This window comes from Streptomyces sp. NPDC054872, from assembly GCF_053610705.1.
The window spans coordinates 107,310-121,982 of record NZ_JBSGYY010000005.1; the positions used below are offsets into that span (position 1 = coordinate 107,310).

At 67.8% G+C, this 14,673-nt stretch carries 21 protein-coding genes and 1 pseudogene; 12 read left to right on the top strand and 10 right to left on the bottom strand.

The annotated features are described in order from the left end of the window. Nucleotides 1–370: 370 nt before the first annotated feature. Nucleotides 371–751 (top strand): nuclear transport factor 2 family protein, encoded by a 381-nt coding sequence (locus ACWGIH_RS07885; RefSeq protein ID WP_453447209.1) that lies wholly within the window; start codon nucleotides 371–373, stop codon nucleotides 749–751. A 207-nt stretch (nucleotides 752–958) separates the two neighbouring features. On the opposite strand, the gene ACWGIH_RS07890 is transcribed toward ACWGIH_RS07885, so the two are convergent. Together ACWGIH_RS07890 and ACWGIH_RS07895 are read right to left on the bottom strand one after the other, a co-directional pair. Next, nucleotides 959–1,339: a hypothetical protein gene (locus ACWGIH_RS07890; protein WP_453447210.1), complete on the bottom strand. Its 381-nt coding sequence runs from the start codon at nucleotides 1,337–1,339 to the stop codon at nucleotides 959–961. 49 nt (nucleotides 1,340–1,388) lie between these two features. Continuing rightward, the gene (locus tag ACWGIH_RS07895) at nucleotides 1,389–1,868 is read right to left on the bottom strand and encodes an ATP-binding protein (RefSeq protein ID WP_453447211.1); all 480 of its coding nucleotides are present in this window, start codon (nucleotides 1,866–1,868) and stop codon (nucleotides 1,389–1,391) included. Between the two features lie 321 nt (nucleotides 1,869–2,189). Between ACWGIH_RS07895 and ACWGIH_RS07900 the strand changes: the two genes are divergently transcribed. From ACWGIH_RS07900 to ACWGIH_RS07915, 4 genes are all read left to right on the top strand, one after another. Further along, nucleotides 2,190–3,056 carry a helix-turn-helix domain-containing protein gene (locus tag ACWGIH_RS07900; protein ID WP_453447213.1) on the top strand — a complete coding sequence of 289 codons (867 nt, stop codon included), beginning with the start codon at nucleotides 2,190–2,192 and terminating at the stop codon, nucleotides 3,054–3,056. Continuing rightward, a complete protein-coding gene (locus ACWGIH_RS07905; RefSeq protein WP_453447214.1) occupies nucleotides 3,053–3,304 on the top strand; it encodes a DUF397 domain-containing protein in 252 nt (83 codons plus the stop codon). The genes ACWGIH_RS07900 and ACWGIH_RS07905 overlap by 4 nt, the downstream gene beginning before the upstream one ends. 81 nt (nucleotides 3,305–3,385) lie before the next feature. Continuing rightward, nucleotides 3,386–4,201, top strand: a complete 816-nt coding sequence (locus ACWGIH_RS07910) for an SAM-dependent methyltransferase (protein ID WP_453447216.1) — start codon at nucleotides 3,386–3,388, stop codon at nucleotides 4,199–4,201. Nucleotides 4,202–4,366: 165 nt separating this feature from the next. Then, the gene (locus tag ACWGIH_RS07915; protein WP_453447218.1) at nucleotides 4,367–4,741 is read left to right on the top strand and encodes a VOC family protein; all 375 of its coding nucleotides are present in this window, start codon (nucleotides 4,367–4,369) and stop codon (nucleotides 4,739–4,741) included. A 140-nt stretch (nucleotides 4,742–4,881) separates the two neighbouring features. Here the strand turns inward: ACWGIH_RS07915 and ACWGIH_RS07920 are convergent, their stop codons facing one another. The 3 genes from ACWGIH_RS07920 to ACWGIH_RS07930 all read right to left on the bottom strand — a co-directional run bounded on the left by ACWGIH_RS07920 (nucleotide 4,882) and on the right by ACWGIH_RS07930 (nucleotide 6,566). Further along, on the bottom strand, nucleotides 4,882–5,610 hold the full coding sequence (locus tag ACWGIH_RS07920; protein ID WP_453447327.1) for a DUF899 family protein: 729 nt from the start codon (nucleotides 5,608–5,610) through the stop codon (nucleotides 4,882–4,884). A gap of 120 nt (nucleotides 5,611–5,730) precedes the next feature. Beyond that, nucleotides 5,731–6,072 (bottom strand): ArsR/SmtB family transcription factor, encoded by a 342-nt coding sequence (locus ACWGIH_RS07925; protein ID WP_453447219.1) that lies wholly within the window; start codon nucleotides 6,070–6,072, stop codon nucleotides 5,731–5,733. After that, a complete protein-coding gene (locus ACWGIH_RS07930) occupies nucleotides 6,069–6,566 on the bottom strand; it encodes an ATPase (protein WP_453447221.1) in 498 nt (165 codons plus the stop codon). The genes ACWGIH_RS07925 and ACWGIH_RS07930 overlap by 4 nt, the downstream gene beginning before the upstream one ends. Nucleotides 6,567–6,839: 273 nt before the next feature. On the opposite strand from ACWGIH_RS07930, the gene ACWGIH_RS07935 reads away from it, so the two are divergent. The 4 genes from ACWGIH_RS07935 (at nucleotide 6,840) to ACWGIH_RS07950 (ending at nucleotide 9,027) form a co-directional block, all read left to right on the top strand. Continuing rightward, entirely contained in the window at nucleotides 6,840–7,181 is a 342-nt protein-coding gene (locus tag ACWGIH_RS07935; RefSeq protein WP_453447222.1) for an ArsR/SmtB family transcription factor, read from the top strand. Between the two features lie 3 nt (nucleotides 7,182–7,184). Beyond that, nucleotides 7,185–7,691 (top strand): SRPBCC family protein, encoded by a 507-nt coding sequence (locus ACWGIH_RS07940; RefSeq protein WP_453447224.1) that lies wholly within the window; start codon nucleotides 7,185–7,187, stop codon nucleotides 7,689–7,691. Next, nucleotides 7,691–8,311 (top strand): dihydrofolate reductase family protein, encoded by a 621-nt coding sequence (locus ACWGIH_RS07945; protein WP_453447225.1) that lies wholly within the window; start codon nucleotides 7,691–7,693, stop codon nucleotides 8,309–8,311. The genes ACWGIH_RS07940 and ACWGIH_RS07945 overlap by 1 nt, the downstream gene beginning before the upstream one ends. Nucleotides 8,312–8,550: 239 nt before the next feature. Further along, nucleotides 8,551–9,027, top strand: a complete 477-nt coding sequence (locus tag ACWGIH_RS07950) for an ATP-binding protein (RefSeq protein ID WP_453447227.1) — start codon at nucleotides 8,551–8,553, stop codon at nucleotides 9,025–9,027. Nucleotides 9,028–9,120: 93 nt separating this feature from the next. Here ACWGIH_RS07950 and ACWGIH_RS07955 read toward each other — a convergent pair whose 3' ends face one another. Both ACWGIH_RS07955 and ACWGIH_RS07960 read right to left on the bottom strand, forming a co-directional pair. Next, the gene (locus ACWGIH_RS07955; protein ID WP_453447228.1) at nucleotides 9,121–9,441 is read right to left on the bottom strand and encodes an SHOCT domain-containing protein; all 321 of its coding nucleotides are present in this window, start codon (nucleotides 9,439–9,441) and stop codon (nucleotides 9,121–9,123) included. Between the two features lie 27 nt (nucleotides 9,442–9,468). Further along, entirely contained in the window at nucleotides 9,469–9,909 is a 441-nt protein-coding gene (locus ACWGIH_RS07960; protein ID WP_453447230.1) for a DUF6325 family protein, read from the bottom strand. Nucleotides 9,910–10,003: 94 nt separating this feature from the next. On the opposite strand from ACWGIH_RS07960, the gene ACWGIH_RS07965 reads away from it, so the two are divergent. Together ACWGIH_RS07965 and ACWGIH_RS07970 are read left to right on the top strand one after the other, a co-directional pair. Beyond that, nucleotides 10,004–10,279, top strand: coding sequence for a hypothetical protein (locus ACWGIH_RS07965; RefSeq protein ID WP_453447232.1), 276 nt, complete (start codon nucleotides 10,004–10,006; stop codon nucleotides 10,277–10,279). Continuing rightward, complete coding sequence (locus ACWGIH_RS07970; RefSeq protein WP_453447234.1) at nucleotides 10,266–11,489, top strand: glycosyltransferase family 2 protein; 1,224 nt, start codon at nucleotides 10,266–10,268, stop codon at nucleotides 11,487–11,489. The genes ACWGIH_RS07965 and ACWGIH_RS07970 overlap by 14 nt, the downstream gene beginning before the upstream one ends. A gap of 71 nt (nucleotides 11,490–11,560) precedes the next feature. On the opposite strand, the gene ACWGIH_RS07975 is transcribed toward ACWGIH_RS07970, so the two are convergent. Then, nucleotides 11,561–12,145 carry a TetR/AcrR family transcriptional regulator gene (locus ACWGIH_RS07975; protein ID WP_453447235.1) on the bottom strand — a complete coding sequence of 195 codons (585 nt, stop codon included), beginning with the start codon at nucleotides 12,143–12,145 and terminating at the stop codon, nucleotides 11,561–11,563. An 85-nt stretch (nucleotides 12,146–12,230) separates the two neighbouring features. On the opposite strand from ACWGIH_RS07975, the gene ACWGIH_RS07980 reads away from it, so the two are divergent. Beyond that, entirely contained in the window at nucleotides 12,231–13,244 is a 1,014-nt protein-coding gene (locus ACWGIH_RS07980; protein WP_453447237.1) for a saccharopine dehydrogenase, read from the top strand. A gap of 131 nt (nucleotides 13,245–13,375) precedes the next feature. Here the strand turns inward: ACWGIH_RS07980 and ACWGIH_RS07985 are convergent, their stop codons facing one another. Together ACWGIH_RS07985 and ACWGIH_RS07990 are read right to left on the bottom strand one after the other, a co-directional pair. Continuing rightward, nucleotides 13,376–13,888 carry a hypothetical protein gene (locus ACWGIH_RS07985; RefSeq protein WP_453447239.1) on the bottom strand — a complete coding sequence of 171 codons (513 nt, stop codon included), beginning with the start codon at nucleotides 13,886–13,888 and terminating at the stop codon, nucleotides 13,376–13,378. Nucleotides 13,889–14,053: 165 nt separating this feature from the next. Then, nucleotides 14,054–14,581: pseudogene (locus ACWGIH_RS07990) on the bottom strand (DinB family protein). Nucleotides 14,582–14,673: the final 92 nt, after the last annotated feature.

Consider the following 14,673-nt stretch of genomic DNA (forward strand, 5'->3'; position numbering starts at 1 on the left):
GACTCCCGAAGGGAGGGTGTCAATATCCGTGACAGGAATGGGAGTTGCCGATCACGCGGTGAAGCGCTGAGTTCATGAGATGACGGCACATAGGTGTGGCCGCCAGGTATTCCTGAAGGCCACACCCCTCACCCCTGCCCCGCGCTGCCACCCCCGCCCGACCAGCTGCGCAGTCGCGCCAATGGCTGCAGGTACCCCTTTTCGGGCAATCTCCGTCCGGGCGCCGTTCAGGTCGCACCATCCGGTCATTCTTGGGATGCTGCAACAACTCCCATACACCAAAAGGGAGTTGCCCCCATCAAACTACGTGCGCCTCCGGCGCCGCCCGCGCTGGGTAGCCCGTCACGCCTTCGGACCGGAGGAGAACACCGTGGACCGCACCCGAGCGACGGAAGGGCGCCGTGACGTCGCGCGCATCTTTCGAGACATCGACACCTTCGACCCGGACAAGTTCGTCGCCCACCTCACCGAGGACGTGGTGTTCCGCTTCGCCAACAGCCCTGAACTGATCGGCCGCCTGGCGGTACGGCGGGGTGTCGCCGACTTCTTCGCCACCATCGCCGGGCTCTCGCACCGCCTGCTGCGAACCTGGGAAATCGACGACATCGTCATCGTCCAGACCGAGGTCACCTACACCCGGACAGACGGCAGGCAGATCACGGTGCCCAATGCCGACATCCTCACCTTCCGCGGCGGCAAGGCGCAGAACTGGCGCATCTACATCGACCTCACGCCGGTGTACGCCGACTAGCCGACCATTCCAGGCCGGTGTTCGGCGCACGATCTTGGCGCATGGGCTGCATGACGGCAGGCTCCGCAGGGTTTGAGCCGCGCAGGTCGCCGCTGTGATCGAGCACAGTCCCCGGCCGCAGGACTCGATTCCAGGCCCAGCCACCACACCACACCCCAGTCATGAGTCATGTCCCAGCCATGTCCCATGAACACCTAGCACGCGGGATCACCAGGCTTCGTCGCCCGCCGAGGACAGCGGCGCCCACGTATACCGGACGCGCACACCGCGGCGCTGGAGCCAGGCCGTTTCGTCGCGCCGGAGTTCGTCCGCGGACTCCGGCGCGATGGCACTGGGCCAGCGGACGAGTACTGCGGTGACGTGGCCTTTCTGCACGAGCTGGCGCACACGTCGCCACCCGCTGCGCTGGGCCGGGTCGGGCTCACCGTAGGTGTCCGTGACGACCTCGGCGATCGTCAATCCTCGCTCCTGGGCGAACGCGTGGCCCTCTGTCCGCGCGCACTGCGTGGCCGTCCCGTGCGGGCCCGGAGTTCGGTCGGCGCATACGTACAGCACGACGGGAGACGAGGTGTCGCCGGGGGGACTCATGGGTGCCTTCTCTGGGTGAATCGAGGGGGATCGCCGCGCGAAGGGGTCGCTATCGGGCGGTTTGCCGCCACCCGGGGGCTGCCGTCAACTCCGCCCACACGACCGTGCCTTCGGCCCACGCCGAGCGCGCGGAACCCCAGCGGTCGGCGAGTTCCTGGACCAGGAACAGGCCTCGCCCACTCTCGTCCCAGGAATCGGCTCGCTGCTCGGGCGGGCGGACCGGGGTGCGGCCCTCGTCGTGGAGTTCGATCCGTAGGCGCTGCTCGCCGCCGGTCAGCGTGAGGCCGCACAGGACCTCTTCGCTGTCGGTGTGAAGTACCGCGTTCGTTGTCAGCTCCGAAACCAGCAATACCGCGTCGCCGCAGGTGGCGCCGGTCACCTGCCAGGCGCGGAGCCGGTGGCGAACGGTGTCGCGGGCGGCTCTCGCGCTGGTGCGCACGGCGGGCAGGCCGAACCAGTACTCGCGTCGCGACACGGCCGTGGTCGAGCCGACAGGCTCGGCCGGGGTTGAGTGCGTGGGCAGAGTCAAGAAATTCGCCTTCCAGGGCCTGTCTCGGGGCAGGCGCGATGTGGGGGTGCGGGCTGCAGCTCGAGCAGTGCGAGGCGGGTGCACGGTCAGGTGCCCTGTGCCTGTGGTGGCGTGGCGAAGAGGGCATCACCGTCCCGCATCCGGCCAGGGCCGGATGCCGCGTCAGGGCTGTGAGGCGACCGCGCATATGCCGACTATGCGCGTGATCACCTCACGCTGCAACCGACTCCCTGATAATTTCACCCGGCAGATGTCACCCTGGCGTCGTCATCAAGTCACTGTCAGAATGGTGTTGTTGATGAGCCCTCAGGAGGTTTGGCGGTGAGCGAAGGCCGTTCCAGCACCAGCGCTCCGACCGTCCTGCGCATGATCCTCGCCCGTCGGCTTCGGGACATGCGGCTCGGTGCCGACGCTTCCCTGGACGACGCGGCCAGAGCACTGCGCGTCAAGACCCTGACGATCCGCCGGCTGGAAAAGGCCGAGGTCGCCCTGAAACCTCTCTACGTGGAAAAGCTTCTGGAGACCTACGGCGCCGACCACCGGGAGATCGACGAGTTCGTCGACCTGGCCGAGCAGGCCAACGAGCCCGGCTGGTGGCACTCCTACCGCGACGCGGTTCCCAGCTGGTTCACCGCCTACGTCAGCCTGGAGACGGGCGCCAAGACCCTGCGCACCTACGAACCCCAGTACGTATCCGGCCTGCTGCAGACCCCCGACTACGCCCGCGCCGTACTGCGCGGCGGACTGCCCAACGGCAGCGAGGAGGAGCTGACACGCCGCGTCGAACTGCGACTGCGGCGCCAGAGCCTGCTGGAAGGGGACGACGCACCCACCCTGTGGGTGGTCATGGAGGAAGCTGTCCTGCACCGCCAAGTGGGCAGCCCTGACGTGATGCGGGAGCAGATCGAGCGGCTCCTGGAGGTCTCCGAACTCGCCCACATCAGCCTCGACATCGTGCCCTTCGCCGCGGGTGCGCACGTCGGGGCGTGTGCCCCGTTCACGTACTTCCGGTTCGAGGAACCCGAGTTGCCCGACGTCGTGTACAGCGAACTCCTCTCGGCTGCCCTCTACTTGGACCAACGCGCGGACGTCGTCGCCCACCTCGAGGCGCATTCCAGAATGGCGCTACTGACGTCGTCCGAGGACAGCAGGAACCTTTTGAAGCACATGCGCAAGGAGTACTCGTGACGGTGACCGACGAGGGTGTCTACAACGGGATGCCGGCCCGCGAGCTCGGGGAGCAGGGCTGGGAGCACCCCTGGAGCGGGCCGAACGGCGGGCAGTGCGTCGAGACGAAGAAGCTCGCCGACGGCCGTGTGGCCCTACGGCAGTCGACCGATCCTGACGGGCCAGCACTGATCTGCGCGCCGGAGGAGATCGCCGCGTTCCTGCGCGGGGTCAAAGAGGGCCTGGCCGATCATCTGACCGCCGGGTGACCCTGCGACGGGCATACGGGAGACCAGACCGGTGCCCTTCTTGGCCTGCGGGCCGACACATCCACGCATGAAGGGAAGAACATGACCCCCAGCCAGGCCGGCCGGCATCTCGACACGAGCAAGGCGCATTCGGCCCGCATGTACGACTACTTCCTCGGAGGCAAGGACCACTTCGAGGTCGACAAAGAGGCGGCTCTGATCGCCGCCAAGGCCCACCCCGGCCTTCCCGTGACCGCCCGCGAGAACCGGGCGTTCATGCACCGGGCCACCCGTGTGCTGGCCCAGGAGTACGGCATCCGCCAGTGGCTGGACATCGGCACAGGTATCCCGACCGAACCCAACCTGCACCAAGTCGCCCAGTCCACCACGCCCCACGCCCGCGTCGTGTACGCCGACAACGATCCCCTCGTCCTCAAGTGCGCCGAACGCCTCATGCGCAGCACGACACAGGGACGCACGGCCTACGTCGAGGCCGATGTCACCGACCCCGATGCGCTGATGAGCGCCGTAGAGGACTGCGACGTCCTGGACTTCGGCCAGCCCATCGCCCTCTCCCTCAACGCACTCATGCACTTTGTGACCGACCCGCACGACCCCTACGCCATCGTGCGCAGGCTGCTCGACCCGCTGGCCCCCGGCAGCGCCCTCGCCATGAACCACTGCACGCCCGACTTCGACCCCGTCACCTGGAACAACGTCGCCGAGGCCTATGCCAACTCCGGGACTCCGGTCCAGTTCCGCTCACACAGCGACATCCGCGCCTTCTTCGACGGACTCGACCTGATCGAGCCCGGCATCTGCTGCTGCCATCGCTGGCGCCCCACCGAACCCGCCGACGGGACAGAGCCCACGGACGCTCAGATCAGCCTCTTGGCGGGAGTGGCCATCAAACGCTGACCGGGAACACGCCGAGAACCGGGCCGTTCGGCCGCTGCGTCGGCAGCCATGGAGCTCGTGACTCCGTGAGCCTTCGGGCCGCGAGCGTGGCGGTGGATAAGATCCCTCCCTACGAAAGCGGCACGAAAGCGGCACGGAAGCGGTCAAAGAGCGAGGGGCTGGAAATTGATTCGAAAGCTGCAGGCGGTCGCGCTGGACTGCGCCGATCCGGTACGGCTCGCTGAGTTCTACGCGGAGCTCCTCGGCGGCCGGGTGGTGCAGGACCCGGAGGATCGCGACTGGATCGAGGTGCACGGTTTCGAGGGGACCCCGCTGGCCTGTCAGCGGGTGGACGGCTACCGACCGCCGGAGTGGCCCGGCCAGCAGCACCCGCAGCAGGTCCACCTGGACTTCGACGTGGACGACCTTGACGGTGAGGAGAAGCGGGCGCTCGCCCTCGGCGCGACCGTGCTGGAACGGACGGATCAGATCCACGCGGGAGCCAATTGGCGCGTCTATGCGGACCCGGCCGGTCATCCGTTCTGCCTCTGCTACCACTGAGCGAGAGCAACTGGCACATCGCCGTCACCAAGTTCGCCTGAGGAGTACGCGACTCGACTCCCGACTACGCGAGATCACCGGTGATCCAGCTGGGTGATCCAGTTGATCGTCGAGCACCCGGGCATCTGGGCCCGACCGCGTCAAGGCCGAGGCGTGAGGTCGTCGGAACGCCCGGCCTTGATGCGGGACCACTGAGAGATGGGGCGTCCGTTGCTCCGCATCGGCTGGTCGGGGGGCGCGTCCAGGTCCTGCGGCCAGCCGGGGGGCGAGTCCTCCCACAGCTCCTGGCGCCCGTACACGGTGAGGTCCATGAGCGCGTAGCTGTAGTCCATCTCCTCCACGCCGCGCAGCGTCGTCCAGTACGTCTCGTAGACGCGGTCGCCGTCGCGCAGGTAGCAGACCAGATGCATCATGCCTGCCCGGCGTCCGACCAGGAGCTCGTCCCGTGCCGGGAAGGCCGAGTACCACGGCACCTCCCAGCCCATGAATTCCTGGTACCGGCGGCTTTCCTCGTACGGGCCCTGACAGAAGACCGCGTAGGTGATGTCGCGAGAGTGGAGGTAGGACAGCTCCTGCACCTGGGTGGTGACCCAGGTGCAGCCTTCGCACTGTCCGGCCGCGTCATGGCCGTCGTGCCACATGAAGTAGTAGGCGATGAGCTGCCGGCGTCCTTCGAACGCGTCGAGCAGCTTGACCGGCCCGTCCGGTCCGGTCAGTTCGAGGTCGGCGGCCACCTCCACCATGGGCAGGCGGCGCCGAGCTGCGGCGATCGCGTCGCCTTCCCGCGTGTGTGCCTTCTCGCGGATCCGCAGTTCGTCCAACTGGGCCTGGAAGGCGGCCCGTTCCGTCACCGGCGGCTTCGCCGGCATGCGGTCGGGGCCCTTCGTCCTGCTTTCGTGCTCGGTCACGATCGTGTCCCATCGTCGTCAACCATCAGCCGTGAGGCCTCAGTCGTGAGGGCTCAGCCATGAGACCTCGGTCGGCTTCCGTCAGCCGGAGGCTTCAGGAGCGTCCGGGTCGGGACGCTCCGCCAGTTCCTTGATCCGCAGCAGGCGGGTGTCCCATGAGCGGCCTATTCGGTCCAGCTCCCGGGCCAGCGCGCCGAGCCGGGCGCCGACGGCGAGGTGGACGACCTCGCGCCCGCGCTGCTCGGACTCGACGAGTTCGACCTCGCGCAGTACTTCCAGGTGCTTGCCGATCGCCTGTCGGCTCACCGGCAGCTCCCTGGCCAGCGCGGACGCCGACATCGGGCCTTCGCCGAGCCGGGTGAGGATCTGCCAGCGCATCGGATCGCCGAGCGCGGCACACACGACCGGGAGGGCGACAGTCACGGCTGCGCAGTCGGGATCGGCGCGGGGTTCTCGACGAACACCTTCGCGGCCTGCAGTTCGGTGAGCCAGCCCTTGTCGTTACCCGCGCGCTCCTTCAGCCACGTCGCCGGGTCGTCGGCGAGGCCGGAGAACCCGCTCTCGACGACGCGCAGCGTCACCCCGCCCTCACCCCGCTCGTCGATCCAGAACTCGACGAGTGTCGAGGGCGTCGACTCATCCCGGAACGGGGTGCCGATCCAGCGGAACGCGGCGTAGCGCGGCTTGTCCAGCGTCACGGTCCGGAACCGGCACTCGCCCAGCGTCGGATGGCAGACGACGGTCACGTCGCCCTCGTGACGCAGGTCCGGCTCGGCGTCGACTGCGCCGTCGTTGACAAACCAGCCGGGGCGCGCAACCAACTCCCAGACCCGGTCCGCCGGGGCGTCGATGTCGATCTGCCGGGCTATCGAGTCGAGTTCGGCGAGTTCGGTGTCGGTGTAGGTGGTGTCGCTCATGGCTTTCTTACCCTTCTCCGTAGTCAGTCCGGGTCATGCGCAAGCTCGGGTCGCCCAGGGTGTCGGGGTGACTCCCCGCATCACCCCGTACAACAACCTGCAACCCAACGATTGCACATCAAGGGAGACTACTGCAACCCATGGGTTGCAGTAGCGTCGGGTCACGCCGACTTCGCAAGCCGAGGGACGGCGCCATCCAGCGCGTCACCACCCCTCGGTCGATCACACCACCCCCCCCCTTGACGTATGCCGTTATGGGCATACGATTGATCCATGGCACGAGCAGCGACGACGTCGGATGTCTTCAACGCGATCGCCGAACCGCAGCGCCGGGAGATCCTGGCACTGCTGCGGGCGGGTGAGCGCTCGGTGACGGAGTTGGCAGAGGAGCTGGGGATGACCCAGCCGGGGACGTCCAAACACCTGCGGGTGCTCCGGGAGGTCGGGCTGGTGCGTGACCGCAAGGCAGGCAAGCAGCGCCTGTACGAACTCGACGCCGGCGGGCTGCGGCCCGTCCACGAGTGGACCGGCGGTTTCGAGCAGTTCTGGAACGAGAGTTTCGACCGACTGGACGCCTACGTGCAGGACCTGAAGCAGACAAGGAAAGCGGAGTAGCTGATGAGCACGACAGAACACGGGACGCCGGCACAGACGGCGACAGCCGACCGCGAGACCGTCATCTCCCGGACCATCGACGCCCCACGGGAGCTGGTGTTCGAGGCGTTCACCGAGGTGCGGCACCTGTCGCGATGGTGGGGACCGGAAGGGTTCACCACCACCACGCGGGCGTTCGAGTTCCGCGTCGGCGGCGCATGGGACTTCGTGCTGCACGGACCGGACGGGACGGACTACCAGGAGTGGATCACCTGGACCGAGATCGCCCCGCCGGAGCGGATCGCACTGCTTCACGGCGAGACCCGCGACGACCCGAACGCCTTCGAGACAATCCTGACGTTCGAGCCCGACGGCACCACGACCCGGATCACCATGCACACGCTGTTCCCCACCAAGGAGCTGCGCGACGAGGCGGTCGAGAAGTACCACGCGATCGAGGCCGGTCGGCAGACCCTGGGCAACCTGGCTGCTTACGTCACCGAGATCGCCCGGAAGGGGGCGGAGGGCTGATGTCCGGCAAGGTGTTCTTCAGCGTGTCGATGTCGCTGGACGGTTTCATCGCGCCCGAGTCCTCCGAGGAGTTGATGGGGCGGCAGTGGATGGAGCTGCAGCAGTGGGTCTTTCCGCAGCGGTTCTTCCGGGAGAACCTGAAGCTGGGCGGGGGCGGTGAGGAAGGACGCGACAACGACATCGTGCGGGAGACGTTCGAGCGCACCGGCGTGAGCGTGATGGGCAAGAACATGTTCGACGCCGGCGAGCAGATGTGGCCGGAGGAGGCACCGTTCCACACGCCGGTCTTCGTCGTGACGCACGAGAAGCGTGACCCCTGGGAGCGACCCGGCGGCACCACCTTCCACTTCGTCAACGACGGCATCGACTCCGCCCTCGACCAGGCCCGCGCGGCCGCCGGCGACCGGGACGTCCGCATCGCGGGCGGCGGCGCGACGATCCTGGAGTACGTGAACGCCGGCCTGGTCGACGAGTTCTCCATCGCGCTCTCCCCCGTGCTGTTCGGCTCCGGAATCCGCCTGTTCGAGGGCGTGGACGCAAGCCGCGTGGCCCTGGAGCAGATCCGCTCAGAGCCCTCCCCGAGGGTGACGCATCTGACCTACGCCGTCCGGGAGCGGTGACTGTCCCGGCCGCAGCGCTCACCCGGCGAGGGCAGCTGATTCCCGGACACCCCCAAGGCGCTGGAGAAGCAGGGCTACCCGGAGCCGCGGCAGCAGGGTTCCGGCGGGCATGCGTGGCCGGCGTCGGCGGGAAACCGGGCGGCGTGGGGGCCGCCGTTCCGAAATGCCAGGACTACGGCGAGAGTTACGGGGTACCGGAAATGTAAACTCGACTCCGTTTCGAACGTGAGGCGGTCTGCATGGACCTGGCTGGGTACGACGAAGGGCAGCATCTGCTCGCAGGCCACCCGCTGTCGGTTTCTGCCGCGTTCGAGGGCAGCGCGGAGATCGCTGCGGCTCGTGACATGGCCGGCGCCTTCCTGACGACGGTCCAAGCGGTGCACGGGCTGCCGGTGTCGGAGCGGGCGATGGGCACAGTGCAGCTGGTGGTGAGCGAGCTGGTGACCAACGTCCATCGGTATGCCCCAGGGCCATGTCTTCTGACGCTGGAGGTCAACGAGGGGGCCGTGGAGGTGACCGTGTGGGACAGCAGCACGACACTGCCGTTGATCATGGGACCGGACCCCACGCGGATCGGTCAGCACGGCCTTGAACTCGTCATGGCGATGTGCCGCAGCTTCGCGGTCCACCGCGAGCCGGTCGGCAAACGCATCACGACGGCCATCGTCCTGGCCGACGACCCGGGCGGTGACGCGGCCGGCTGCCAAGTGACCTGACAGCTACGCCATCTCCCGGTCATCCTCACCAACGGCTGAATCATCCTGAGGTCGCGTCAGCGATCAAACCTTGCAAACCTTGCCGCAGACACATCAGGAGTTCAGGACCCGCGCCTTCTCGGTGGCGAACTCCGCGTCCGTCAGCAGCCCTTGGGCCTTCAGGTCGGCGAGCGCGGTGAGCTGCGAGACGCGGTCCGTCGCGGGAGCGGACGCCGGCGCCGATGGCACCGTCGTCTGCGCCCGCACTTGGTCCGTCCACGCCTGTTGCTGAGCCTGCGCGTCCGCCTGCCGACGCATGTCTCGCCGGCCGATTCCGCGCTCCACACGGTTGGAGACCGCGGTCGCGGTGCCGGAGATCACCGCGGTGCGCGCGATCGTGCCCAGAAGACCGGGCCGTCCAAATCGTTGCGGCATGCCGAACCTCGCTCTCGTGTCTCGTTGTCACTCGGAGTCGAGCGCGGCCACGGCCTCGACGACGGCTTCCCTCGGGATGCGCTCCAGGAACAGCAGTTCACCCCTGGACTCACGCACCGCCGCCCCAAGGCGGGCCGCCCAGGTGTTCTCCCAGGCGACGACGAGCGCTGACGACTCCGGGGGGAGGGTGTCCGCGACGGACCGCAGGTCCTCGTCGCTGAGGAGGTCGAACCGGTCGTCGGTCACCTGCTGGAACGCGTCCGCCACCTCTTCGTCGGCCAGTTCGAGGATGTCGAGGGAGCCGTCGGCCGCCTTGCGGACGAAGCTCAGGTCGAGAACGCGTACGGTGCCGTTCTTCTGCAACTCCCTCAGCGCCGGTGCCACGTCGCCGTTGAAGCGGTTGCCCTCGAAGGCGACCACGGCGACATCGACCGGTCCGACGGAGTCGACATACAAGCCACTGGGCACGGTCGGGCCACCTTCCCCTGAAATGCAGTGCGGACATTACGCAGCATAAGGTGGCAAATGCGCGACGCGCGAGCCACGCGAAGAGGTGCACCCAATGAATGCTCGGCAACCAGGCCGGTCACGTCGGCCAGACCGCAGCGTCAGCTTCGAGCCCAACCGTCCCGCTTCCCGGAACCGCAGGGTCGTCGCGTTCGCGCTCGGCACCCTGGTCTGGGTGGCGGCAGGCGTCCTTGCGGTCGTCCTGCTGGGACACAGCTACATCCTGCGCCATCTGCTGCTCGCCGTGGTGGTCTCTTGGTGCGTCTTCGCTGTCGCGCTGGCCTGCTGCATCGCGATGCGGCACCGGGAGGAGCGCCGTGAGCTTCCTTGACGTCCTGCTGGTCTTCCTGGCGTTCTATCCGGTGGTGACGGGTGCCGCGTGGATGGTGGGCGGGGTCCTCTTCCGCGTCCTGGAGGAGCGCTCGGCCCTCACCGTTCCGCCGGGCGGCTGGCCCGGGGTGACCATCCTGGTCCCGGCCTACAACGAGGAACGAGTGATCGCCCGCTGCATCGCGGCGCTCAAGGCCGTGGACTATCCCGACCTCGAAGTTCTCATTCTCAACGACGGCTCCGGGGACGGGACAGTGGCCGCGGCCAGGGCCGCGGCAGGCGACGACCTCCGGATCTCCGTGCTCGACGACGGCGTGAATGTCGGCAAGGCCGACCGCCTCAACGACGGCATGCGCCGCGCCCGCCACGACCTCGTCCTGGTCACCGATGCGGACACTCATCTGCACGCCGATGCCGTGCGCTATCTCGTTGCCCGTATCCAGCGCTCCCCCCGCTACGCGGCCATCGCGGGCAGCCCGCGCGTGACCAACCGGCGCGAGGTGATCACCGTCATGCAGATGCTGGAGTCGGCCTCACTGATCGGCCTGATGCGCCGCACCCACGCCCTGGCCGGGCGAGTGGGGACGGTGGCGGGCGTCCTTGGCCTCTTCCGCCGCGACGCCGTCCTCGCCATCGGCGGCTACGACCCGAAGATGGCCACCGAAGACATCGAGCTCACCTGGCGGCTCCTCCAAGCGGGCCACCTGACCGGCTTCGAACCTCATGCCCTGGTCGGCATGCAGGTCCCGGAGAACGTCAAGGGGATCTGGGCCCAGCGCACCCGTTGGGCGCGCGGACAGGGCGAAGTCCTGGGCACCCACGCCCGCACCGTCTTCCGCCCCCGCCACTGGGCCCTGTGGCCGATCGCCCTGGAGGCGCTGCTCTCCTACCTCTGGGTGATCACCATGCTGGTCGCCACCGTGTGGGGCGTCGTCCACTGGATCACCCATCCCGGAGACACCAAGTTCCGCTGGATGATCGCCTGGGGTGTCGGCATCGCCGTCGTCGCGGTCCTCCAGATCGCCGTCGCCGTTCTTGTGGAACGCCACCTCGACCCCAAGCTCCTGTACGCCTGTCTCCTCCTCCCGATCTACCCGCTGGCCTACTGGACGATCAACGCCCTGGCCGCGATCACCGCCCAGACCAAGGGCCTACTGCGTGGCCCACGCGACAAGAGGGTCGTCTGGGACCTGCCACGCAGCTCGCTCTAGGCGCTACGTACCGGAAACCCATCTCCCCCCCCGGCCCTCTTGGAGCACTCCACCGCCCGCCGCGAACTCCCCTACGTCAGCTCGTCGAGGCCACTCACGATGAAGTCGGCCAGCGCGCTGACCGCTTCGCCGTCGGTTGCCCGCTCTCGGTTCAGCTCGGCGGCAAGCGCCTCGGCCGCACCCAGCACGCCGACGCAACGCAGTTGGAGGGCTTGGCGCGAAAGCCCGGAGTACGGCAGCAACGCCGTGGCCATCAGGTCCGTGTAGTTGTCGGTCAACTCGTGCTGGACCGCCGCCATTTCCGGGCTTCCTTTCAGCGCGGCGGAGAGGGCGCCGAGCTCTGGCATATCGGTGGTGCAGGCGAAGTAGGCGGCGCTGATGACACGGGCGACCTCCGCAGCGCCGGGCGGGGCATCCTGCAACGCCTGCCGGATCGCGGCCCGGTGGTGTTCGTCGAGTCGCCGGTAGAGCGCGAGCAGCAGGCCGGAACGCGTGGCGAAGTGGTCGTATGTGATCGGTCTGCTGACCCCGGCTGCCTCCGCGAGGGTGACCAGCGTCAAACCGTCCGTCCCCTGGGTGCGCACGATCGCCACGGCGGTGTCGAGGAGCTGCTCCCGCCTGGCCTGCTTGGACAGGCGGGTCGGTGTGGTGGCCATGGTCCTCCCTTGCGTTCACGCCCCAACCTAAGCTACAAAACGTAGGTTACAAAATGTAGCTTCATGGATGTGAAGGGGAACCCAAGTGGGACAGGCGGAATCAGTACTGATCTTGGGCGGCACGGGTCAGGCAGGCGCGGCAACCGCTGCCCTCCTGCGCCAATGGCATCCGGCACTGCCGCTGACGATCGCGGGCCGTGACATCGGCCGCACCCAGCGGGTAGCCGACGAACTGGGCGCCGCAACGGCCGTGACCATCGATCTGCGACGCGGCGATCTCGGCCTCCCTGCCGATCACCGCTACTCGGCGGTGGTCGCCGCGCTATGGGACGACCACCTGCACGGCCTGCGCTACGCACAGCATCGCGGGCTGCCCTACCTCAGCATCTCCAGCGGCCTGACGGACATCGCGCCGGAGGTCGTCGTCGGCGCCCAACGGGCAGGCGCCGCACCGATCCTGATGGCCAGCCACTACTGCGCCGGTACCGTCACCCTCGCGGCACTGCACGCGGCCCGGCACCTCGACCGGGTCGACACCATCCGGATCAGTGCTCTTCTGGACGACCTGGACACCGGCGGGCCAGCGGGAAGAGCGGATCTCCAGCGCTGGTCCACCGTCACCTCGGCGGGACTGGTACGCCGAGACGGCGTCTTCACCTGGATCAACGGCCCCGACGCACAGGCCGATGTGCGCAGTAGCGACGGCACCGTCCTGACCGGCCAGAGCATCGCCATCCTCGACGTACCAAGCCTCGCCCTCGCGACGGACGCGCCGAACGTCCGCTTCGACTTCGCCGTCGGCGAGTCCGCGGGCCGGCGCCGCGGCGACCCCGCTTCCTTCGAGGTCCGGATCGACCTCGAAGGAGCAGACCCAGCAGGTGCGCCGATCAGCACGAGCCACTGCCTGGTCCACCCCGCAGGCCAGCGGCCCTTGACCGCACTTGGCATCGCCCTCGGCGTCGAGCGATTGCTCGAATTACGCGGCGAACCCGTCATGCCGGGCATCCACACTCCCGAGGCACTCATCGACCCGGCCTATGCGGTCGAACGGATGGCAGAGACCGGCGCCTCCTTCACCGACCTATCCGGCGGCAGCTGACCCTCACTCCACAAAATCCGCTCCCCACGCGGACTCACGTACGAGGCGGTCACATCAGCATCCGAGATCCCGATTCGCCGCGCGCCTCCGTGAGGGGCTGTCGCTGCGATCCCCTCAGTCTCTGATCGACCTCACGTTTCGGTGTCCAACGCCCGACGTGCGACGGTCTGGAACGCCGCCTCCAAGGGCTTCTTGGCCTCGAACGCCGCCATGAATCGTGCGTCATGCTCGTCGAGCCGCCCGGTTCCGCCCTCGATCGCTGCGCGTATCCACACTCCGGTGAGCAACTCCCACTGCCTCAGCGCCTCGCGCAGATCTTCGGCCGCCACAGCCACGAAGTGCGGGCCGGCTATCGTCACGGCAGCCGCAGCAGCGCTGAACTGCGTCCAGGCGTCGTGCACGCTGCTGCGGGCGCTTTCCCAGTCTTCGACAGTGCCTTCTCTGTGCAACAGATCGGACGCTTTCCAGACGGCGTTGGACAGTTCCTTCGCGCACGTGACGAAGCTTGTGTACGTCTCGCGCCGCAAGTCCGCGACCCAACGCTTCTCCTCCGCCCGGTGCTGAGCATCGACGGTCCGCAGCTGGGTGCTGAGGGTGAGCAGGCCACCGACGGCGCCGATTGCCGCACCGAGTATCGCCGCCATGCCAGCCTCCACCCGCCACCCTCTCGTTCGCTTCCGAAGGACCTACCCCCTCACGCCACCGCTCAGGCGAGCGATTTTCACCGGGCACCTGGCCGCGCGCGTGCGTCGATGGCTCTGCCCTCAGACTGCCTCGGCCAGACCATTCCGAGTGCCCCCATCCATATTTCACGTCCCGGCGAGCCCGTCGATGCGTTCTCGGATCAGGTCGGCATGGCCATTGTGGCGTGCGTACTCCTCGATCATGTGAAGCATGATCCAGCGCAGCGAGACCCCTGCATCACCTAGGTACCCGGCGTCCCGCTCCGAGAGATGACCGGCATCGTCCAGTGAAGCCGCAGCGATGAGCTCACGTCCCCTAGCAACCTCCCTCTGCCAGACCGCCGTGGCTTCCTCGAGTCCTCGGTCTTCCGCAAGCGCAAAGCCGTCGACATTGCTCTCTTCGAAGACTGCGGGCAGGTCCTGGCCTGCGAACACCCGCTGGAACTAGTTTTGCTCCACCACAGCCAGATGCTGGACGAGGCCCAGCAGGGTCATCGACGACGGCGCAACCGAAGCCAACCGTAATTGATCATCTTCGAGGCCCGAGCACTTCAGAACGAGAGTGGCACGGTGGAAGTCGAGCCACGCTTCCAGCATGGCGCGCTCACCAGCATGCGCGGGCGGGACAGTGCGTCCATCCGGTGTCGTAGTCATGTCTGCAAGTTGGCACACACCGGCCTGACTTACACGGGCCTTCGCCGACGACGAACGCCTGCGATCACCCCTCCCATCACCAGCAGCGACAC